The 21724-nt window shown below is 54.6% G+C and carries 20 protein-coding genes and 1 tRNA gene; 9 read left to right on the top strand and 12 right to left on the bottom strand.

Annotated elements, in window-relative coordinates; translation table 11 throughout:
- Positions 1–6: 6 nt before the first annotated feature.
- The 3 genes from IYV58_RS17715 (at position 7) to IYV58_RS17705 (ending at position 2817) form a co-directional block, all read left to right on the top strand.
- Positions 7–1932 carry a putative bifunctional diguanylate cyclase/phosphodiesterase gene (locus IYV58_RS17715; RefSeq protein WP_004122317.1) on the top strand — a complete coding sequence of 642 codons (1926 nt, stop codon included), beginning with the start codon at positions 7–9 and terminating at the stop codon, positions 1930–1932.
- Between the two features lie 205 nt (positions 1933–2137).
- Entirely contained in the window at positions 2138–2470 is a 333-nt protein-coding gene (locus IYV58_RS17710) for a TehB family protein (RefSeq protein WP_004122313.1), read from the top strand.
- 8 nt (positions 2471–2478) lie between these two features.
- Positions 2479–2817 carry a DUF1869 domain-containing protein gene (locus IYV58_RS17705; RefSeq protein WP_195729706.1) on the top strand — a complete coding sequence of 113 codons (339 nt, stop codon included), beginning with the start codon at positions 2479–2481 and terminating at the stop codon, positions 2815–2817.
- A gap of 85 nt (positions 2818–2902) precedes the next feature.
- On the opposite strand, the gene IYV58_RS17700 is transcribed toward IYV58_RS17705, so the two are convergent.
- Entirely contained in the window at positions 2903–3601 is a 699-nt protein-coding gene (locus tag IYV58_RS17700) for a GntR family transcriptional regulator (RefSeq protein WP_112167196.1), read from the bottom strand.
- A gap of 257 nt (positions 3602–3858) precedes the next feature.
- Between IYV58_RS17700 and IYV58_RS17695 the strand changes: the two genes are divergently transcribed.
- A complete protein-coding gene (locus tag IYV58_RS17695) occupies positions 3859–5394 on the top strand; it encodes a PTS transporter subunit EIIC (protein WP_195729173.1) in 1536 nt (511 codons plus the stop codon).
- Between the two features lie 11 nt (positions 5395–5405).
- Entirely contained in the window at positions 5406–6734 is a 1329-nt protein-coding gene (locus IYV58_RS17690; RefSeq protein ID WP_004122302.1) for a 6-phospho-alpha-glucosidase, read from the top strand.
- A 38-nt stretch (positions 6735–6772) separates the two neighbouring features.
- On the opposite strand, the gene IYV58_RS17685 is transcribed toward IYV58_RS17690, so the two are convergent.
- The 10 genes from IYV58_RS17685 to IYV58_RS17640 form a co-directional block, all read right to left on the bottom strand.
- A complete protein-coding gene (locus IYV58_RS17685; RefSeq protein ID WP_375339068.1) occupies positions 6773–8248 on the bottom strand; it encodes an EAL domain-containing protein in 1476 nt (491 codons plus the stop codon).
- Complete coding sequence (locus tag IYV58_RS17680; protein ID WP_004122295.1) at positions 8235–9140, bottom strand: fimbrial protein; 906 nt, start codon at positions 9138–9140, stop codon at positions 8235–8237. The genes IYV58_RS17685 and IYV58_RS17680 overlap by 14 nt, the downstream gene beginning before the upstream one ends.
- Positions 9141–9157: 17 nt before the next feature.
- Entirely contained in the window at positions 9158–9661 is a 504-nt protein-coding gene (locus IYV58_RS17675) for a type 1 fimbrial minor subunit FimG (protein ID WP_004122292.1), read from the bottom strand.
- A gap of 12 nt (positions 9662–9673) precedes the next feature.
- Positions 9674–10201: a type 1 fimbrial adaptor subunit FimF gene (locus IYV58_RS17670; protein WP_004122289.1), complete on the bottom strand. Its 528-nt coding sequence runs from the start codon at positions 10199–10201 to the stop codon at positions 9674–9676.
- A gap of 10 nt (positions 10202–10211) precedes the next feature.
- Complete coding sequence (locus IYV58_RS17665; RefSeq protein WP_195729172.1) at positions 10212–12839, bottom strand: fimbrial biogenesis usher protein; 2628 nt, start codon at positions 12837–12839, stop codon at positions 10212–10214.
- A 75-nt stretch (positions 12840–12914) separates the two neighbouring features.
- Positions 12915–13625 carry a fimbria/pilus periplasmic chaperone gene (locus IYV58_RS17660; protein ID WP_004122277.1) on the bottom strand — a complete coding sequence of 237 codons (711 nt, stop codon included), beginning with the start codon at positions 13623–13625 and terminating at the stop codon, positions 12915–12917.
- Positions 13626–13671: 46 nt separating this feature from the next.
- Positions 13672–14208 (bottom strand): type 1 fimbrial minor subunit FimI, encoded by a 537-nt coding sequence (locus IYV58_RS17655; RefSeq protein WP_004122275.1) that lies wholly within the window; start codon positions 14206–14208, stop codon positions 13672–13674.
- Positions 14209–14280: 72 nt separating this feature from the next.
- A complete protein-coding gene (fimA, locus tag IYV58_RS17650; protein ID WP_004122273.1) occupies positions 14281–14826 on the bottom strand; it encodes a type 1 fimbrial major subunit FimA in 546 nt (181 codons plus the stop codon).
- A 39-nt stretch (positions 14827–14865) separates the two neighbouring features.
- Positions 14866–15366, bottom strand: coding sequence for a helix-turn-helix domain-containing protein (locus IYV58_RS17645; RefSeq protein ID WP_032741891.1), 501 nt, complete (start codon positions 15364–15366; stop codon positions 14866–14868).
- 1056 nt (positions 15367–16422) lie between these two features.
- Positions 16423–16498 (bottom strand) — tRNA-Asn (locus IYV58_RS17640).
- Between the two features lie 330 nt (positions 16499–16828).
- Between IYV58_RS17640 and nac the strand changes: the two genes are divergently transcribed.
- The 3 genes from nac (at position 16829) to ldtA (ending at position 19823) form a co-directional block, all read left to right on the top strand.
- On the top strand, positions 16829–17746 hold the full coding sequence (gene nac / locus IYV58_RS17635; RefSeq protein WP_004122265.1) for a nitrogen assimilation transcriptional regulator NAC: 918 nt from the start codon (positions 16829–16831) through the stop codon (positions 17744–17746).
- Positions 17747–17852: 106 nt separating this feature from the next.
- Entirely contained in the window at positions 17853–18803 is a 951-nt protein-coding gene (gene cbl, locus IYV58_RS17630) for an HTH-type transcriptional regulator Cbl (protein WP_004122262.1), read from the top strand.
- A 78-nt stretch (positions 18804–18881) separates the two neighbouring features.
- Complete coding sequence (gene ldtA / locus IYV58_RS17625) at positions 18882–19823, top strand: L,D-transpeptidase (protein ID WP_087829049.1); 942 nt, start codon at positions 18882–18884, stop codon at positions 19821–19823.
- A 120-nt stretch (positions 19824–19943) separates the two neighbouring features.
- On the opposite strand, the gene IYV58_RS17620 is transcribed toward ldtA, so the two are convergent.
- Positions 19944–20549: a glutathione S-transferase family protein gene (locus tag IYV58_RS17620; protein WP_224325809.1), complete on the bottom strand. Its 606-nt coding sequence runs from the start codon at positions 20547–20549 to the stop codon at positions 19944–19946.
- Between the two features lie 216 nt (positions 20550–20765).
- Here IYV58_RS17620 and IYV58_RS17615 point away from each other — a divergent pair, with 216 nt between their 5' ends.
- Positions 20766–21713 (top strand): LysR substrate-binding domain-containing protein, encoded by a 948-nt coding sequence (locus IYV58_RS17615; RefSeq protein ID WP_195729171.1) that lies wholly within the window; start codon positions 20766–20768, stop codon positions 21711–21713.
- The last annotated feature ends 11 nt before the right edge of the window (positions 21714–21724 follow it).

Raw genomic sequence — 21724 nt, 5'->3', positions numbered from 1 at the left:
TTGATCTTGAATCGAATACTCACTGCCATTATTTTGTTGCTCTTCCTTGTGACCGGTTACATTACTTATCTGGTGCATGAGAGGCAAATTGAGCTGCAAAAATTAACGCGTTATACCGATTCGTGGTCAGTTTCCCAGATAGTCTCCGAGTACATGCGCCTCGAGGCGCGGCTAAGCGCGATGGGGCTGGAGGTGAAGGGAAGCGATCACGACGAGGTGCGCCTGCGCCTGGAAATTATGATGAGCCAGATCGCGCTGCTGCAGCAGGGTGATTTGGGAAAGTTTATCGGCAAAGATCCTCACCGTAAGGCGATAGTAGACCGCCTGATCGATATTTTGGACCGGCTGGATAAGCAGTTGGATACCATGTCGACAGCGCAGCTGAAGCTGATGCTGCAGGAGATGAGCACCCTCGACGGGCCGTTGACCTCACTTGCGTCAACTTCGCTCGCCCAGGATTTTAATCTTGTTAATCTGACCCACGATAAAATACAGAACCTGTATTACATCTATTCGGCTATTTCTATTCTGCTGATTATCCTGTGTATCACTCTTGGGCTGTTGATGCTGAAGCAGAATAACACCCTGCGTCGCGCCCACGTGCGGATGAAATTACTGGCAACCGATCTGCAGGCTTCAAAAGAGAAGCTTCAGGTGCAGAACCGTCGGCTGCAGTACGATGCCTATCATGATTCGCTGACGGGTATGCCCAACCGGCTCTCTTTCTGGCAACGTCTGCAGGAGGTCGTCAATCAGGTTCGGCCCTATAACGGCTCGGCGGTCGTCATGCTGTTTGATCTGGATAATTTTAAGGACGTCAACGATACCCAGGGGCACGATGCCGGGGATAAGCTACTGCAGGATTTGGCCAGCCGTCTCTCCTTTTTTCGCAAATCGTCAGAAACGCTCTACCGGTTGGGAGGGGACGAGTTTGCCCTGGTTTCGCACGATCTCAACGAGGAAATGGCGCTGGAGCGGGCGGAGGCGATCCGGGAAAAGATCAGTCAGCCATATCAGATTTACGATACGCTGATCCAGATTGGCGCCTGTATCGGGATTGTGATCTCTGACGGGGAAAGTCGCACCGACTATTTATATAAATGCGCCGACCTGGCGCTGTATGAAGCGAAAAAAGAGGGGTCCGGTAAAGTCCAGGTATACCGCCCTGGGTTGCTTCAGCGCCAGCAGGAGAATAAATCCTTCGAAGATGATCTCATCCAGGCGCTGAACAAAGGTGAGTTCAGGGTTTACTACCAGCCGATAGCCGACACCATGAACGGTGAAATCTACGGCTACGAAGCGCTGGTGCGCTGGTTCCATCCGCTGCGCGGCAGCGTTCCGCCGACCGAATTTATCCCGGTCGCGGAGAAGATTGGGCTGATTAATCAATTGGGCGAATGGGTGTTGAGAACCGCCTGCGAAGCGGCCGCCAGCTGGTCGTCGCCGCTAAAAGTGTCGGTTAACGTATCGCCCATTCAGCTGATTAATAGCTCGCTGACCGATACCGTGGTGGCCATATTAAGAAGCACCGGGCTTGACCCGCATCGTCTGGATCTGGAGATCACCGAATCTGACGTCTTTAACGAAAATACCCGCTCTTTGGAGATCCTCAGCCAACTGCGCGAGCTCGGGGTACAGATCTCCATTGATGATTTTGGTACCGGCTATTCTTCGTTATCACGCTTAAGCTACTTCCCCTTTGATAAGATAAAAATCGACCGCTCTTTTGTCATTAATATTCCTGACCAGAAAGATGACCTCGATATCGTCAGGCTGATTATCAGCATGGGTAAAAGCCTGCATATGCGTATCGTGGCCGAAGGGGTCGAAACAGAAGCGCAGTTGCAGTCGTTACGAAAATTAGGCTGTGACCTGGTACAGGGTTATTTGATCGGTAAGCCGGGGCCGCTTAATTCACCCGAGAACAGGTAATTCATCTCTTAATACGGGCGATATTAATTTACCGGATATCGCCCGTATTTATTTTTAAATTGCTGTAATCCCTAATAGGTATAAATAGGGGTAGAGATTCGTGTCGTTAAAAAATAATACCCTTAGCGAACGAAAGGGGTATATCATATGCAACATATTTTCCTGGTTCCGACCGTATATGCGGTGCGTTAAGAGAGGCAAAATCATGCAGCGAATCATTATTCCTACCCACTATGTGCATACCCGGAGCACGCCGCTGTGGACCAAACAGACGGCGCCGGCCTCAATCTGGAAGCGGCACCTGGATGCCGGTACCCGCCAGGGCGTCTATCCGCGTCTGTCGGTAATGCGGGGGGCGATCCGCTATTTTGGATATGCTGATGAGACCAGTGCGGATCCGCTGGAAACTCTGACCATTGCCGAAGGCGAATTTGGCGTCTTTCCCCCTGAGAAATGGCACCGCATCGAGGCGTTAACGGAGGATACCGTTTTTAATGTCGATTTTTACGTTGACCCCAAAATTCTGATCGAAGGATAGACATTATGATGAACAGTGAAAATAAAGGTTATGCGTTAGCTGTTATCAACGGCAACAATAAAGAGAAAAAAGAAAAAGTCTATCTTAAGCCGATAGCTCTTTATGTACCTGATATCGCCGCCCAGGCCGTGTCTGAACTTATTTCTACGCTGTCGACGGATAACGCCGGAGAAAAAGGATTTATATTAACGGTGACCAATAATAATAACGGCGTGTCGGTCGATAGCGAATTTGCTACCCTGGCCGGGCTGCAGGATCCGCAGACGGCTGCCGACGCGGTAAAAGACCTGATTAATATTGTCCGCGGCTACGAGTCCGACGAAGAGACTAACGTCTGCGGCTGGTAGCCGTATGCCGAAGGAAAACCGTTAGCTGACGCTGGGCGCCTCGCGTTGACCCGCGCGCCGTTGGCGTCAGCGGTAGTGAGCGGTTTTAGCGGCGAGTGATGTGTTTGACATTGTATTTATTAGTATTTTGGTAAATATCGGATAAATCGACAATGGTATTGTTATGCGCATAGCTAATCGACTGCACCCGTAGCAAAAGGCTGTTTTGCGGAACCTGCAAAAGTTCCGCCTGTTCGCGGGTGGCGAGAACCGGGGTATAGCTGCGGTGGCTCTCCAGAATGGTGATATTGCACTCTTTCTTGAAATAGTTAAATTTCGATCTTTCCAAATTTCCGATGCTTAACCAGGGAAAAATCGCCACCGGTATATAGCTGTTCTCAATCAGAATAGGCGCGTCGTCAATCATCCGGATGCGTCTGACGTAATAGACCTTTTCACCCGGCTCAATTTTTAACTGTTGTGCTATCGCCAGAGGCGCATCGATCATCGTGAACTCAATGACCTTGTTACGATAGTTGGTGACGCCGCCGATGTGCATCTGGTAGTTGAACCCGTCAAGTTCCCCACCGTGATAATTGCTCTTACGCGCCACGTATGAACCGCTGCCGTGACGCTTGACGATCAGTTTCTCACTCTCCAGCAGCGTGAGCGCCTTACGGATGGTCATCACTGAGACCTGCAGCTCCCCGGCCAGCGCTTTTTCACTCGGGAGCGCATCTCCGACCTCAAACTCATCGCTATTGACGCGACTTTTTAGCCTGTCAGCAATTAATTTATATATCACTTATAGATGTCTCCTGGCGGTGCTTTTTAGTGAATTTTGTTTATATATTATTGATTTTAAAAGTGTATTTATTTTTATTGGCTTTCTCATTATATCTGTCATCTATTTATTTGATTTTATTTATATATCTATTACCTCAAGAGATATATGACTTTCATCACAGATGACGATTTAACTCCTCTCATTTATTTCCGTCGACGCATAGGCTGAATCGCATGTTTCGAGCGCTGATGGTCGATAAGCAGTACGGGGGGAGAATGATCGGGGTAAAAAAATTACAGGATTTTTCGAAGGCCATGATTGGGCCTGTGTTGTATTTGCCGGTGATTGGACTGTTGATTGCGTTGCTCAGTATGACAACCAATAAAATTTGGCTAGCGGAAGACAGCTCGCTTTATCTGCTGGGGAAATACGTTTCCAGCATGCTGTGGGCAGTCATGAACAACCTTGGCTTCTTTTTTTGCCTCGGGCTGGCGGGGGGGCTGGCTAAAACCCGCAAAGCGGAAGCGGCTTTTGTTGCCGCAATGACCTGGTTTATGTACCTGGCGGCGAATAATAGTTGGCTAACTTTGACCCAGCGCCTCGCCGCCGGCGCCAGTAATGCGCAGCTTTACGGCAGCGGACAAACCTATATTTTTGGTTTCCAGGTCATTGATATGGGTGTCTTTCTTGGCATCATTCTTGGCTGTGCGGTCGCTTTTGTTCATAACCGGTTTGTCGAGATTGAGTTCCGCGGCGCATTCTCTATTTATGGCAACAGCAAGCTGGTCCTGATTATCATGATCCCGCTGGTCGGCGTATTTGCCATCGCCACGGTGTATCTCTGGCCGATCGTGGAACACGGCATTTCGGCGCTGACCGGGGTGATGAAAACCTTCGGGGCCGCGGGCGTTTTTCTATATGGTTTTCTCAATCGTTTTCTTATTCCGACCGGATTACACCACCTGATTTGGTCGCCGTTTGTGTTTACCTCCATTGGCGGACAGCTGTTGATTGATGGCCAGACGGTGGTGGGGGCAAAACCCATTTTCCTCGCGGAAATCGCCAATAACACCGGGGAGGCGTTAAGCGACTCGGCGCGATTTCTCACCTACGGTATGGTGAAAATATTCGGTACCGCCGGAATGGCGCTGGCCTTTTATAAAACCGCCCGGCCCGAAAATAAGCAAAAGTTGAAAATCACGCTTATTCCTTTGATTGTGACCTCGTTCCTGGTGGGCATAACCGAACCTTTTGAGTTTTTATTTATCTTTACCGCACCGCTGCTGTGGCTGGTTTATTCGCTGTTGGACGGTTTTTTCCAGATGCTGGCGTGGCTGCTTGATGTACGGGTCTGCGCCACCAACGGCATTATCGACTTTATTGTTTACAACATTCCGGCGGGAGCGCATCTCACGCGCTGGCCTGTGTTTGTCGCGCTGGGGCTAATGGAAACAGCGGCGATGTACTATGTCGGTATGTTTATGATTATCCATTTCAAAATGCGCACGCCCGGCCAGGAACAAGAGACTGCCGTGGTTAATCAACCGGCAAGCGCAGGTTCGCCTGACGCGGCCTCAGGGGAGCAGGTCATCCTCGGTCTTGGCGGCAAAGAAAATGTCTGTTCTGTCGATAATTGTTTTACGCGACTTCGGGTTGACGTGCGGGACCCTGCATTGATTCAGGAACATATTCTGAAGACCAGCGGCGGTACCAGCGTCATTATTAAAGGTCATCACGTTCAGGTTATTTATGGTTTAGGGGTTAATAAAATCCGTAACGCCGTGAATCGCTATTTAGATGTGCATGAATAATGAGGTGGAAGATGAAAAATAAATTTGTTGTGACTATTGCAGGCGGCGGCAGTACCTATACGCCGGGAATTGTGATGATGCTGCTGGAAAATATGGACAGGTTTCCACTGAGCGAAATTCGTCTCTATGATAATCATCGCGATCGGCAAAGCGTTATCGGTGAAGCCTGTGCGATTCTGGTAGCTGAACGCTATCCGCAAGTCGCATTTAGCTTCACCACCGATCCGCAGGAAGCCTTTACCGGCGTCGATTTTGTGATGGCCCATATTCGCGTAGGCCTTTATGAGATGCGCGAAAAAGACGAGAAAATCCCGCTTAAGCATGGCGTGATTGGCCAGGAAACCTGCGGACCGGGCGGTATCGCTTATGGTATGCGCTCTATCGCCGGCGTCCTTGAACTGGTTGACTATATGGAAACGTACTCACCCGGCGCGTGGATGCTTAATTATTCTAATCCGGCGGCTATCGTTGCCGAGGCCACGCGTCGACTACGCCCAACGGCCAAAATTATCAATATTTGCGATATGCCGGTGGCCATCGAAGGGTTATTTGCCGATATTCTCGGACTTAAATCGCGTAAAGAGATGAACGTGCGTTATTTCGGCCTGAACCATTTCGGCTGGTGGACCAGCATTACCGACAAGGCCGGTAACGATCTCATGCCGGCCTTAAAAAACCACGTTGCCGAACTGGGCTATTGCAGTCCGAAAGAGGATTTTCAGCATAAAGCGCCGAGCTGGATTGAGACTTTCAAAAAGGTGAAGGACGTCTTTGCGCTGGATACCGACACGTTGCCCAACACCTATCTGAAATACTATTTTTATGCCGATTATGAGGTGGCCCATTCGGACCCTGACTTTACTCGCGCCAACGAGGTTATGGCGGGGAGAGAGAAGGAGGTGTTTGATATGGCCAGAGAAATCGTCGCCCAGCAGAGCGGCAAAGCGGCACATTTCCATGCCGGGGCGCATGCGACCTTTATCGTCGACCTCGCCTGCGCCATCGCCTTTAACACCCAGGAGAGAATGCTGCTGATTGTGGAAAACAACGGCGCTATCGCGAATTTTGACGATACCGCGATGGTCGAAGTGCCTTGCCTGGTGGGCGTTAATGGCCCCGAGCCGCTGGCGATGGGTAAGATCCCGCTGTTTCAAAAGGGGATGATGGAGCAGCAGGTGGCGGTTGAAAAACTGGTGGTTGATGCCTGGGTTGAAGGAAGCTATCAGAAGCTTTGGCAGGCGATGACCCTGTCCAAAACCGTACCGAGCGCTTCGGTGGCAAAAGCGATCCTTGATGAACTGATTGTGGCCAACCGCGGCTACTGGCCGGAACTGCGCTAAAGCGCCGTCAGCGCCCGATGTCTCCCGTCGGGCGCTGTCTATACTGCGACGCCGGACTGCGGCTCCGTTTCGCCTGAGAGCTCCGCTATCATCTCCGCCACGTTTTCCCTGCCTACCGGCGCAGCGATGGCGTCCCCCTGAAAAGAGTCGACGCCAAGCGCTTTTAGTTTGTTAAATTTATCCCGGCTGTCCACGCCTTCCGCCAGACAGCGGCAGTCGGTCAACTGGCAGTAGTGGATGAGGCTTTTAATCAGGGCGATCGCGTGCGGATCGCGCTGCATATCATTGACGATGCTCATATCCAGCTTATAGGCGTTGAATCTCACCGTACGTACCGGAAACATCACGCTGCTTTGCGAGAAGCAGCCATCGAGCATGATACGAAAGCCGCGCTTTTGCAGGCGGGCGATATTGTCGGCTATTTTGCCGTGGCGGTTGAGGTCGCTGTTTTCAGCGAACTCGAGCACCAGCCTCTGCGACAGCTGAGGCTGACGCAGCTGCTGGCGCGCGGTCTCCATCATGCGAAGCAGGTTATCATTACTGGCGACGGCGGCGGGAATATTCACGGCGAAATAGCATTCGCCAGAATGCCGGTTGATATTCTGTACCGCTTCCTGAAGCACAAAAGCGGTGAGCGCCAGCCAGGCATATTCCGCGCCTATTTGCGGTAAAAACTCATCGGCAAGCAGCACGCTGCCGTTTCGGTTCCAGCGGGAGAGGATCTCTATCCCCTTTATTTGCCGGCGTTCATCGGCAATGGCCTGGAAAACCGGGAAGATATGTCGGGTGTGGATCGCATGGACGAGTTCGCGCTCGAATGCGGAAAGGGCGGCGATGGGCCCGCTTTTCTGTTCTCGTATCTGGCTGCCGGGAAAGCCAGGGGCCATTTCTGGATGGTGTTCCACCATTTTTTTCAATCCTGCGGTTCTTTGATTGTAGAGCGTTTTGTGGCTGATGCCGCGGCGTTTCGCCTGAGCGCTGGCGCTGTAGCCGCAGAGTAAACCGAGGATGGCGTCCAGCTCCGGCCTGGTGAGCCCGGCAGGGCGCTTACCGAAAGCTCGCATCTCTTCCTCTGCCAGCTGTTCAAGGGAAGGATACCCGTCGAGTATGGCGTCGCGCAGTAGCGCCGCCAGGCTGGGGACCGGCAGATCGGATGCGGCGGCCCGCACGGCTGAAAGCAGGCGACGGTCGGCGACCTGATGCAGTAGGGTGGGCCACAGCCAGCTCGCCGGGCTGCGGCTGAGAAACAGCATGGGAAGCGGCGTGGCGGACCGATCCAGCAGCGCGGCGGCCCGCTTCAGGGTGGCGAGAAGCCGGGCGGGAGCTTCAGGGAGAAAAACCACTACGCGGCGAACGCCAGCCGGTAGGGCCGACGACTCTGACGGTAGCACGACGGGCCGGGTTCCCCCTTCCTCTATTATCCGCATCAGCCCCTCGGCGGCTAGCGAACAGGGCGACAGGATGCAGTCGACCTGTCGCTTGCCGCCAGGGGGAGGGGGGTTATTCGTAAACAAAGGTTACTCCGATAATTGACTGCACGTTACCGGCGGTCACCTGGCCGCTGGTGCGCGCGTAGTTAGCGGTTAATCCGAGGCTGACAGCCGAGGTTCCGACGTTGCCTAACGACACCGTGGTGTTGGCGGGAACGACGCTGCCGTTACGGGTCAGCTGAATGCCCACCCCCCGGGCAGGGGAGGCCGAGGCGGTATTGGTAAATATCGAATTGGCGGCGTTCTCGGTGGTGCCGGAGAGGTAGTAGCCCAGATTCTGGTTTTGCGCGCAGTAAACCGTCAGCGGTATGGCGGCGGACGCGGGATATTCCGGCAGCGTCACCGTCACATCGCGAGCGGAAACGTCACAGCCGCCGGTTGGCACCACGACGCTGTTGTTGGCGTAAATGTTCCATATGAACTGGAAGTCGTCGTTATCCTTGTTGTTGGTCTGGCGCAGGATCAGGACCGCGATTAACGAACCGGCGGAAATCGCGACGCCGCCCGCGCTGCTCATGGGGGTCAAATAGAGGACGGTGGGCCAGGGTCTATCAACAATGGAATTGTAGGTCATGCGCGCCGTTTCGCTGGTGGTCGGGAACGGGTAGCTGACGCCGTTATACCTGACGGTGCCGGAAAAACTCGACAGTAAGCCGCCGTAGGCTGAACCGCGCTGTAGCGTCACATAGTCGATCATAGTTTCCGGGTAATCGTTATGGCAAAAAATCTGCGTCGAGAGATCCACCACCAGGTTCTGCCCGACGCTGACCGCCGGCGCGAGGTTCACGTAAACGTTCGCCGAGCCGCCGCCGATGGGGATTGTCACCCCGGCGGCGGTTTTACAGGCGAACGACCAGGCGTTGAGCGACCAGCCCGCCAGCAGCAGTGTTAACAACAGGGTGACTATTTTTTTCATTCCTCTTTTCTCCTGGCTCAGGCGTAGGTATAGGTGACGTTAATCACCGCCTGGATCGTTCCTTGCGTCGCGCCGCCGTTGACTGTTAGCGCCCTGACCTGGAGCGGGAAGCTGGCTGACTGGCTTGCGTCATCCACCTGCACCTCCTTTCTCGCACCGGTATTCAGCCTGGTACCCTCGGCATCCTGGAGCTCGAGCTGGATATTCCCGGCGGTACCCTGGTTTTTGTAATAGCCGGTGGCATCCGCCGTGCCGCTGAAGCTGGCGGTAACCCGCGACGTGCCGACCGGGCAGTTGCTCAGGTTGAGCGCCACGCTGTGCCAGGGCGACGAAGAGCCGGCGGACACCAGGCTAAAGGTATAGAGATCGCCGAGATCGACGGTGGCGTTAACGGTGGAAACCGTACAGGGTTTGGCCACCACTTTGCCGTTAACGGTAATGGTGACGTCGGCGGCCTGTAGCGTCGGGGAGGACGCCGCCAGCATCGCGGCCAGCAGCCATCCGAAATAGGTCGGGTTCATCAGCGCCTCCGGTTACTGAAATTCAAGCGTGAAGGTTGCGGTTGCATTAACGTGTCCGGCGGTCACCGGCACCTGGGTGGCCATCAGTCGGGCGTAAAAGTTCAGCGTGTTGGTCTGGCTGGGGGTCAGCGTGGTCCAGGCGATCGCTGACGACGCGGCGTTGAGCGGCAGCGCCGTTTGCCGCGCGTCAAGGATCTGCACGCCCATGCCTGCCGCCGCTGAAGCCCCGCCGTCGAGCTTTAACAGTTCGGTATTGCTGCTATCTGCAACGCCAACAAAGCCGACCTTGACGGCGGTGACCGAGCTGCCGCAGGGCGATAGCACAATGCGAAACGGCACCAGCGGCGTGGTCGCCCCAACCGCATGGAGTTGCCTGGCGGCGTTATTCATCAAGTCGACGGTAAAATCTTTCGATTCACCGGCCACGGCGCAGGCGTTATCGCGGACGTAGCCGCTGATGGTGATGGTGCTGTCCGCCGCGCTGGCGTTGTTGACCGCCAGTGACACGAGGGCGCTCAGCAGGTAGCGTTTTTTTCTCATCATGGTTTCCTTAGCGGCACTCGGCGGACAGTGAGATCAGCATCTGGCTCTGTTTTTCCGGCGGCAGGCTGTAGTTCGCCTCGCAGCTGGCATTCGGGCCTTCACCCCATTTCGCCTGTACTTTGCCGACCAGCGGCATCCCGCTCAGATAAACCTGGCCGTTATCGGCGACGATGCTGCTGCCCTGGCTACCGACAGAGGTGACCAGCGCGCCGAAGGGAACCGGCTTACCGTTATAGATGAGCGACATCAGCAGCTTGAGCCCGACGTGGGCCTTAAACTCCGCGCGAACTATCGCGCCGTGGGTCGGCACTACGCTGGCCACCGCGTCGTCCAGATCGACGTTATCGGCCAGGCTGTTGGTGTTCAGCGCCACCCGGTTTTCCCGGTATTCGGTGGCGTAGGGCAGAACGGCGTAGCCGCGCCAGTCGGTCTGGACCCCGGTCTGGTTTTCTACTTTTACATTGTCTGCGCCGGGGGCTTTGATCAGTACCACCGTGTCGTTCATCGGCTGGCTCAGGGTGATGCCGTCGGCGTGGGCCAGTACGCCGCCGCTCAGGCCGTAGTACAGCTGTTTGATGCCGTCGCTGCGGCTGTAGCCGACGTTGGCGTTGCCGTAGCCGCCGCGGTAGTTCAGCGCCGCGTAGCCGGTACCGCCGCTGTTGCCCTCACCGCCGCCGGCGTAGCCGGTCTGCATGCTGTAGCTCAGGTTGTTGTCCTCCAGCAGCGTGCCGTACAGCCCCGCCAGGCTGGTGGTCCTGCCGTTCAGATCGTTGGACATGCTGTAGCTGGCGCTGGCGTGTCGCCAGGCCGACTTGCTGTCGGAGCGCATCCAGTGGCTGAACGGAATATTGACGTTGACGGCCAGCATCTGGTCACGACCCTGCTGCCAGGCGTTTTTGGTCAGGCTGTAGCTCAGGGTCCAGTTGATATCGTCCACGGCGGCGTTAAGCCCGGCCTGGAGCTGCCGGTCGGACTTGCTGGTCTCCCAATAGGTCTGGTGGCTGCCGCTCAGGTAAAGCGTGGCGGTGCGTCCCAGCTGCTGGGTGACGCTGAGCTGCACTTTGCCGCGCTTGTTGTACGCGAGGTTGTAGTAATCGGTGAACTTCGGCTTTACCTCAATCACCCCGTCCTGGGTCTCGACGTTGTAGCCGCTCATCCGGCTGTAGGTGGTGTCGGCGAAGCTGAAATAGCCGCGCGTCGAGTAGCGGTAGCCCACCAGCTGGATGTTGGTGCCGGTATCCGTCAGCGACTTGTTATAGAGGAAACGTACCGACTGGCCCTGACGATCGCTGTCATCGGGCAGGGTGGCGTTGGCCTGGGTGATATCCAGCGACAGCGCCCCCAGCTCCCCCATATTTTTGCCGACGCCGAGGTTAAAGGCGCGGTAGCGGTCCGCCAGCTGGGTGCCGCCGTACAGCGTCCAGCCCGCCGGGAGACCGCGCAGCAGAGTCCCCTGGAAGAACTTCGGTTTTTCCTGCTGATTGCTGCCGCTGCGGTACTCTCCGGCGGTGACGGCATAGCGGGTATGGCCCTCGCGCTGGAGCACCGGAACGGACGAGTAAGGGACGGTGAAGACCTGGCTGCTGCCGTCGGCCTCTTTGATGGTCACCTGCAGATCGCCGCCATTGCCGGCGGAGTAGAGATCGTTGATGGTGAACGGGCCGGGCGGTACCGTGCTCTGGTAAATCTCATAGCCGTTCTGTTTCACCGATACCTGAGCGGTGCCGCGGGCAATGCCGTGAATGACCGGGGCAAACCCTTTCTGGCTGTCCGGCAGCATATTGTCATCGGAGGCAAGCTGCGCGCCGCGGAAGTTGATGCCGTCGAAGACGTCGCCGTTGGTGTAGCTGTCGCCGAGGGTCAGGCGCGAGCGCAGCAGCGTAATATCACGTTCAAGCCAGGTATTGATGTGCTGCCACTTGTTTTCATTGGTCGACGAGGTGCCGCCGCTGCTGTAGCTCCAGGTGGTGTTGTCGCGCAGGCGCCAGGCGCCGAGGTTGAGCCCGCTCTGCAGGTTCAGGTACGCGTAATTGCTGCTGCCGCCAACGTCGTTGTGCACGTTGTTGCCGGTGAAGTTGTAGTTCAGCAGGCCGGCGTTAATCCCGTGGTCCCAGAGTTCGGGGGGAATATAGCCGCGGGCGCGGTTGCCCATAAACGCCTGGGGTACGGTCAGATACAGCCGCTGCTGCCCGGCATCAAAGCGGGTTGTCGCGTCTTTAATCATCTCGGTTAACGGTACGCAGGCATCCGCCGCCAGGACGTCGATTCCGGCGATCGCTGAGGTATTCACGCCCATCCCGGCCAGCTGTCCGCGCGTCAGGCAGGGGGCCAGACCGTGGCCTTTTTCACCGGCATTAAACGTGACATCGCGGGTGGTCATATATCCGTCATTCAGATAGATATCGGCGCGGTAGGTGCCCGGCGGCAGCTCCTGGCCCTTTTCAAAGCCGGACAGATCCGCCACTGCGGCGGGATCGTCCGCCAGAAAGCGTGGGTTGAAATAGAGCTCCGCCTGGGCGTAAAAAGCCGGCGAGGCGAGTAAAAGAGCTAAGGGGATCTGCGCGAATGCGCGCGCAGATCCTGGAGTCATACGCCGGGAGCTCACGTGGTCGAGTCCATATTTCAGATGTGACATAGTCCCTCCGGTCCAAAGTCGCCCGGCCATCGTTATTTTTTTAGTTCAGGGGGGAGAGCGCGGCTCCCCGATTCATTACTGCATGACGCCTTTCATTCGCGGGGTGAGTGCGCCGTAGTCGTTAATCGTCCGGTATGTAATCTCGCGACCTGCATCGGACGGTAAACTGACGCTGGTTTCGCCCATCGGCGGGACCAGCGCATTTTTCAGCACCCGGGTGCCGGCGTTGAGTTCGGTGACCGTCAGGTAATAAGGGGTTGGGTTAATCAGCGTGAGCGCATTTCCGCTGCGGCGAAACTTCAGCTTTTCCGCGGCCTGATCCGGCGGTAGCGCCAGTTTAGCCGGGCGGTAATAGAGCTTAATGCGGCTGATAATCGCCAGTTGGAGAGTGTTATCGCTGAGCTTTGATTTATCCATCGACGGGATCGCCTTGACGTTCATCCAGAACAGCGTTTCCCGATCCTGCGGCAGCTGGTTATTGGTGGCATCGAGGATGCGCAGGGTATTCTCTTTCTTCCCCTGCATAGCGAACAGCGGCGGGGTGATAACAAAGCTTCCGTCCTTCGCGCCGTCGGCATTCTCTACCCATGACTGGATCAGATAGGTGTTGTCATCGTTATTCGTTACCGCCAGCTGCGCCTGTTTCTGCCCCGCCGGATAAATTACGCGGGTGGCGCCCAGCGCCACGCCGGCCTGCGACTGAGTCGAAAAACCGGCGGTGGCGATCAGTAAAAGTCCCGCCAGTAAACCGCGCATCCCGCGCGTGGTAGCCAGTCTATTTTTCATCTTTATCTCTTTCTTTCTCACGGTGATTTCCTGTTACCGGCGCTGATTACTGGTAGGTCAGGGAGAACCAGGCCTGCGCATTCGCGGCTCCTCCGGTGACCTGACTCCCGGTGGAACGATATTTAGCGACAAAATGCAGCGTGGTTGGCCCGGTGTGCAGCTGCGCCCATGCCCCTGCTGGCGCGTTGAGTGGGATCTGGCTGCCGGTTTTATCAAACAGGGCAACGCCAATGCCGGTAGCGATCCCCGGTCCCTCGCCAACCGAGAGGACATCCGGGTTTTTACCATCGGCGACGCCGTGAAAGGCCACGCCAACGCGCTGGCTCACGGCGGTACTGCACTCCTGCAGATGAATATCGAAAGGGACGGGATTGGTGTCTTCCCCGGCCGAATGAAACCGATTGCTGCTGATTTGCCCCATCTTGACCGTCATTTGCTGGTCTCCCGCTTCAACGCGGCAGGACTCAGCAATCACTATCCCCTGGAAGCGCATGTTCCCGCCGGGCAACATCACCTCCCAGTTACCGGCCAGCGCCAGCGGTGGTAGCAAAAATATCAACAGACCCGACTTCATCTTTTGCATCGTTATCACCCTCAGTCTTATTCGGATAACGGGCCATCCTGGCCCGATGCGCCTCCTTGCCTGATGAAGAAATTACTCGTACTGCACTTTAAAGGTCGCGTCCGCGTTGGCCGTACCGGCCGTCGCGACACCGGTCGCAAAGTAGCGAGCCTGGAACGGAATAACGTTGGTACCATTGCTGAGGGTGGTTTGCGCGCCGAAAGTCGCGCCATCCAGCGCCAGCGGGGTACCGGTACGGTCAAGGATCTGTACGCCGACGTTAGTCGCGCCGCCCGCGGCAGAACCCTGCAGGGCCAGAACGGTTGGGTTAGTGCTGTTAATCGCCGTGCCAGCAAATGCAATCGCGGCCTTCTCGGAAACGGTGATATCGCAATCATTCAGCTGGATGTTGAAGCCCACGGGAGCACTGGTGTTGCCTGCGGCGGCGAGTTTCGCTGAACGAACCTGGCCTAACTGAACGGTCTGGTCGAGAGAACCGGCATCCACTGCGCAGGCCGCATTCACCACTTCACCTTTAAAATGTACCGTGCCGCCGTTCACCGTAACGGGATCGGCTGCCAGGGCTGCAGTAGCGCTCAGGGACAGTGCTGAAAAAACGATAACGGCTAATTTGTTCATGGTAAAACTCCTGTTTATGAATAATCCTGAAGCGATGCTTCACTTAAAAAGACATTTATTGTTGAAAAATAATTTTTGAAACGTAATCCTATTTTTACAGCCTAATTTATTCATCAGGTTGCGACGGTGGGTATAAATAGTCTTAAGTTTCACGCCAAACTCTTCTGCGATCTCCTGGTTGCTTTCCCCTCTGCTCAACATGCTTAACATCTGCTTTTCACGCAGACTCAGCTGGAACTTGGTATGATAATTTCCTGCGGTTTCTTTCTTTAAAAAGAAATTCAGAATACTTCTGGTGTTGCTCTTTTTGTCAAGTACCGTTACTTTGCCAAATAGCTCGGACTTATAGAACGCTAAGTCGCTGGATGCAAAGGCGACAATGTTCTTATTCGAAAAATAAATCCACTCCGAACCGGGAAGGTCGTTAGAGTCCAAATCTATAATCAAAAAGAAATTGTCAATAAACTCTTCTCCAAGCAATTCAATCAGGCCCAGAGTAAAATATTTATCCTTAGATAAAATATTAGTTGATTGATTCATATCTGAACGCGATCTCATCCTTGGGTTGACCTTTAACTCAGCGTTAATAAAACCATTCAGCGAATTGAGGGTAATCTAACATTGCCCACCTCAATGAGACATGTCGCTAACGCTCTAAAAGATATAACAGCCGCTAAGTTGTTTATTCGTAGTTTTTTAATTTGTATTTTTATTTTTTATTGGTGTGAAATTTTGTGATTAAATTTATTCTTGGTTTTTTATAAAACAAAATTGATAGGGGAGGGTTATCATTAAAGCTTGAACAATAGCCCTGCTCTTTGTATTGGAATTTTCTTAGGGAATATTCCTTGTTAAAGGCGTGGGATTTTCTATCTTCAGCGCAGAAAAAATTTTTAAGGGCTTCTGAAGAGCCCTACAGAGGTGGCCCGAGTATACCTTTTCCGCTCGCATCAGAACGCTAATTCTGCGGGGGAAAATAGCATCGTATTTATTCAGAAGCGATGACGGAGGGCTATGGCTAGATGGCGACTCGCCCGGGAGCATTACTGTTTGTGTGGTCAGTACCTTCAACGCGATTGCGGTTGCTCCGCAAATTTGAGCATTGTATTAGCTCTTTTGGTCTTGATGCGCACCTTAAAATATTGTTACTGAGGCGGAGGACATAACCGCGGCTATTTTGCCATCTCCGGGAGATGATGGTTGATAACGTCAAGTACAACGGCAAAAGATCGTATCATTTCATCTGTGCAAAGGAAGCTAATAACATTTACCTCGGAACGCAAACTACCGCCCTGAAGAGAAGGGAGGCAGTATAATTGAGGAAATGATGCAAAAAGTCTTTCTTAACCTGGCTACGGATTCGGAGCGTGATATTAAGATACAAGGGCTGAAAAGCATGGGGGGTCTGTCGCAGCCTGTGCTCACCCTCGTTTGTCTGGGTAATGAATTGATATTAATGTGCTATGGCGTTTTTTGTCTACGATAGCCCGGGGGGACGCCGTTGCAAAACGCTTGCGGGGTTATCAAAGAAGGCGGTATAGCTGCCCGGAGAGAGTAAAAAGCAAAAAGCCTGCTCGAAAGCAGGCTTCTTAAATTTGGCTCCTCTGACTGGACTCGAACCAGTGACATACGGATTAACAGTCCGCCGTTCTACCGACTGAACTACAGAGGAATCGTGTGAACGGGGCGCATATTAACGATGACCATTCCCCTTGTCAAAGCCTGAATCACCTGCGCTTGTTCGTTTGCTGACAATTTCAACAGTGTGCCTGTTTTTCCGGCATTGACCGGCCTGGTGCACCGTTGCAGTGCATTTATACCTCTAATGGGGCATACCGCAATCCGCTTACCGGGCAACAAAATCGCAGTTTGCTATCAGTATCCCTTATTACGCGGCCTGCAGCGGCATTTGCGTCTCTAAAAAAAAGCTGGCAAGCAAATTGCAAAACCTTCTGCATCTAAACGGCCAGTGTTGGTACTGGTGTTCCTTACAGGAGGCAAAATGAACTTAAGACGACTGAAGTATTTTGTGAAAATCGTCGATATCGGCAGTCTGACCCAGGCCGCTGAAGTCTTGCACATCGCACAACCGGCGTTAAGCCAGCAGGTTGCGACCCTGGAAGGCGAGCTGGACCAGCAGCTGTTGATCCGCACCAAGCGCGGCGTCACGCCGACCGAAGCGGGCAAGATCCTTTACACCCACGCCCGCACTATCCTGCGCCAATGCGAGCAGGCGCAGCTGGCGGTCAACAACGTCGGTCAGACGCTAAGCGGCCAGGTGTCAATCGGCCTGGCGCCGGGAACGGCGGCTTCAGCCATTACCATGCCGCTGCTGCAAACGGTGCGTAATGAGCTGCCGGAAGTGATGGTCTATTTGCAGGAAAGCAGCGGAACGATCCTCAACGACAAGCTTATCGACGGTCAGCTGGATATGGCCGTGCTTTACGAACGCTCGCCGGTCGCCGGGATCGTCAGCCAGCCGCTGCTGAAAGAAGATCTCTACCTGGTCGGCACCCGGGATTGTCCGGGGCAGAGTGTGGATTTGACGGCGGTTGCGGAGATGAATTTGTTCCTGCCGCGCGATTATAGCGCCGTCCGCGCGCGGGTCACCGAAGCCTTCACCCTGCGTCGCCTGTCGGCAAAAATTATCGGTGAAATTGAATCCATCACCACCCTGACGGCGGCCATTGCCAGCGGCATGGGCGTCACCGTGCTCCCTGAATCCGCCGCCCGTTCGCTATGCAGCGCGGCTAATGGCTGGATGGCGCGCATCAGCACGCCGTCAATGAGCCTGTCGCTGTCGCTCAATATGTCGGCTCGCGGCAGCCTGTCACCGCAGGCGCAGGCGGTGAAGGAAATTTTGATGTCGCTGGTGAGTCGCCCGTCGCTGGAAAACCGTGAATTATTGTTAGTCAGTTAGGCTATATTCCTAGATGGAATAAGTTGCTGGTTTTTATTATTTGTTAGCAGGGACAACAGACTTTAACAATAGCGCCTATGTTATGTCTGATAGCCCGGAGGAAAGGGTGAACTTCCAGCAACTCAAAATTATTCGTGAAGCGGCCCGTCAGGATTACAACCTGACGGAAGTCGCCAATATGCTCTATACATCGCAATCGGGCGTCAGCCGTCATATTCGTGAACTGGAAGAAGAACTGGGGATCGAAATCTTTATCCGCCGTGGCAAACGTCTGCTGGGGATGACGGAGCCGGGCAAAGCGTTACTGCTGATTGCCGAGCGTATTCTTAATGAAGCCAGCAATGTTCGCCGCCTGGCTGACCTGTTTACCAACGATGCCTCCGGCGTCTTAACCATCGCCACTACCCATACCCAGGCGCGCTATAGCCTGCCGCCGGTGATTAAAGCCTTCCGTGAACTCTTTTCCGACGTGCGTCTTGAGTTAGTTCAGGGAACGCCGCAGGAAATTGAAGCGCTGCTGCACAACGGCGGCGCGGATATCGGTATCGCCAGCGAGCGCCTGAGCAACGATCCGACGCTGGTGGCTTTTCCCTGGTTCCGTTGGCACCACAGCCTGCTGGTCCCCAAAGATCATCCGCTGACCCAGGTGACGCCGTTAACCCTCGATGCCATCGCCCGCTGGCCGCTCATTACCTATCGTCAGGGAATTACCGGCCGCTCGCGTATTGACGAAGCTTTTAACCGTAAAGGACTGATGCCGGATATCGTCTTAAGCGCTCAGGACTCCGATGTCATCAAAACGTATGTCGAACTGGGGCTGGGAGTTGGGCTGGTAGCGGAACAGTCAGGAGACGCGCGCGAGTCTGATACCTTTACGCGTCTCGATACCCGCCATCTGTTTGACGCCAATACCGTCTGGCTGGGCCTGAAGCGTGGGCAGCTGCAGCGAAACTACGTCTGGCGCTTTATTGAACTGTGCAACGCGGGGCTGTCGCTGGAGGAAATTAAACGCCAGGCGATGGAGCCGGAAGAGGCGGCGATTGATTATCAGATTTAGCAGGATGATAAATCAGATATGAGATAGCAAACGAAGCTATAATTTATCCACGATTATCGCCACAAAGGAAGGGAAATTGTGCGGCGTGTGAAACTGCTTTGTTCTCTTATTATGATCCTCACCAGCCAGAGCGCTCTGGCGGTGAGCTACCCGTTGCCGCCGGAAGGAAGCCGCCTGGTGGGCAGTCCGCTGACCATCACTATTCCGCAACACAATACCCAGCCGCTGGAGGCCTTCGCCGCTCAGTACGGCCAGGGTCTGAGCAACATGCTTGAGGCCAACCCCGGCGTCGATGTGTACCTGCCGAAGTCGGGTTCCACGCTGGTGGTGCCGCAGCAGCTTATTCTGCCCGCTACGCTACGCCAGGGCATTGTGATTAACGTGGCTGAAATGCGTCTCTACTATTATCCACCTGAAGGCACAACCGTTGACGTTCTGCCAATTGGAATTGGTCAGGCAGGACGCGAAACTCCGCGTAACTGGGTCACCGCCGTGGAGCGTAAGCAGGAGGCGCCAACCTGGACGCCAACCGCCAATACCCGTCGTGAATACGCCAGCCGGGGCGAAAGCCTGCCCGCGTTTGTGCCAGCCGGGCCGGATAACCCAATGGGGTTGTACGCGATTTACATCGGCCGGCTCTACGCGATTCATGGCACCAACGCCAATTTCGGTATTGGCCTGCGCGTGAGCCAGGGCTGCATCCGTCTGCGTAACGACGATATCAAATACCTGTTTGATACCGTTCCGGTCGGGACGCGCGTGCAAATCATCGATCAGCCGGTGAAATATACCGTCGAGCCGGACGGCAGCCGCTGGGTTGAAGTCCACGAACCGTTATCGCGCAACCGCGCGGAGTATGAATCGGACCGTAAGGTGCCGCTCCCGGTCACGCCAGCGCTTCAGGCCTTTGTGAAGGGGGAGGGCGTTGATGTGAATCGCGCCGAGCAGGCGCTTGAGCGCCGCTCCGGTATGCCGGTGGACATTGGGCATTCAGCTATGCCGGCAGGTAGCGGATTTTAATCTTTTCCGCCACGCTGAAGGGTTTCTGCCATCGCGATAAGGCGCCCGCGGTTGCCGGGCGCTATTGGTCTTCGTGAAGAGTCATTTTGGGTATTTAGCTTCATCTCATTGAGTGATGCCTTAACCAAAGGGATGTTTTTTAAATGCTGCATGGGCTTCATATAATTCAGCAGCGGATTGAATATGAGTAAAGTCTCCCGCATGAACCACGTGGGGGATCATCGACTGAATAAAGGTCCAGATAACCGTACTCGTTACTGCCACCTGATCGGGGACCGCGGCCGCCGGACGGTTTTCCAGCAGGGTATTCCACTCCCTGCAGGCCGCCAGCAGCTGAATCGTGATGCGCTCTATCCACGGATTATGCTGCTTTTCCGCCGGGCGCAGTTTGTGTTCATACACGTTCTGCACCGCCTTTTCACCCGCGGCGAGAATAAAACCCAGCGTTTGCAGATCGCTTGCCTGCGCCAGTGGATCGGCCGGCAGCAGCTTGCGCGCCGGGGAGGCAAGGCCTTCAAAATAGGCCAGTATCAGCGACGAGTCCATCAGACGAATTCCGTTATCCAGCACCAGCGTCGGCGCTTTTACCGCGGGATTGATGCGGGAAAACGCGTCAAAGCTGCTGAATACCGACAGCGGGTGACTTTCAAACTCGACCCCGTAGAGTTCAAGAGAAATCGCCACACGCCTGACATAAGGCGAATCCATCATGCCGATAAGTTTAATCATGATTCCTGTTTTCCTGTCTCTGTGAAATGACGCATCTCAATTCATTGCTACGAATGGCGACTCAATAGCGGCTGGTTAACGCTTCATCACCGGTAGTGAACAGACATTACAATAAAATGTGCATAGCGAATATCATCGGTATCTAACGGATCGGGTTAGTATTACTGACAGGTTGTTGGTCACGTATATTGAGTTAAGCTGCGGGAGTGAAGCATGTCGGATTTTCCACCTATTGCCAGTTTGCGTAGTTTTGAAGCTGTGGCCCGGCTTGGCAGCGTGACGTTGGCGGCGAAAGAACTTCACGTTACGCATTCAGCCATCAGCCAGCAGATTAAAGTGTTGGAGGAGATGGTCGGTTTAAAGCTGTTTATCCGTCACGGTCGCGGCGTGCAGATTAATGAAGACGGGCGGCTCTATGCCTTACAGGTCCGCGAGGCATTGCATCATATCGCTGATGCCACCCGGCTGGTGCAGGTCAAACCGCGAAGGCAGGAGCTGACGCTGGCGATGGTACCCTCCTTTGGTAGCCACTGGTTAGTGCCGCGACTGGAGCGGTTTCGGGCGACATATCCCCATATCTCGCTGCGCATACAGGCAAGCCTGGCGATCGCCAGTATGCAGCAGGAAGGGATTGATATGGCGATCCGTATGGGCAAAGGCGACTGGGAAGGAATGGAAAGCCATTATCTTTTCGCCGATGAGCTTATCGTCGTGGCCGCGCCATCCTATAACGACGGCGTGCTTCCCCAAACACCGTCAGAGATAGCGAAGAGTAAAATTATCTTCTCGATGGAGTCGTGGAAAACATGGTGCATTAATGCGGGGCTTGAAAGAGAGATTGTGCCCGGCGGTTTGTGCATCAACGACTCGAACCTGGTTCTGGAGGCCGTCCGGCTGGGAAAAGGTATCGCGCTGGAACGCCGCTCTTTAGTTCAGGATGCGCTCTCCAGAGGCGAACTGGTACAGCTTACGCCTTTCACCGCCCCTTATCCCTGGCCTTACTGGCTGGTGTCGCCGCAGGCCGCTGAACAGAAAACCGAAGCCGTTCTGTTTAAGGCCTGGCTTGATGAGGAGGTTGCTGCATGGGGTCAACAAACTGGCGCGCTGGAAGAGAAACATGCGCGAGACGGAAACCGTAGCACCCGCCCGGAGGCGGGATAATTTAGAGTAGG

The sequence above is a fragment of the Klebsiella sp. BDA134-6 genome (assembly GCF_015601345.1).
Classification (GTDB): domain Bacteria; phylum Pseudomonadota; class Gammaproteobacteria; order Enterobacterales; family Enterobacteriaceae; genus Klebsiella; species Klebsiella grimontii.
Note: the sequence above shows the minus strand (reverse complement) of the source record. Positions and strands in the feature narration are given on the sequence as shown.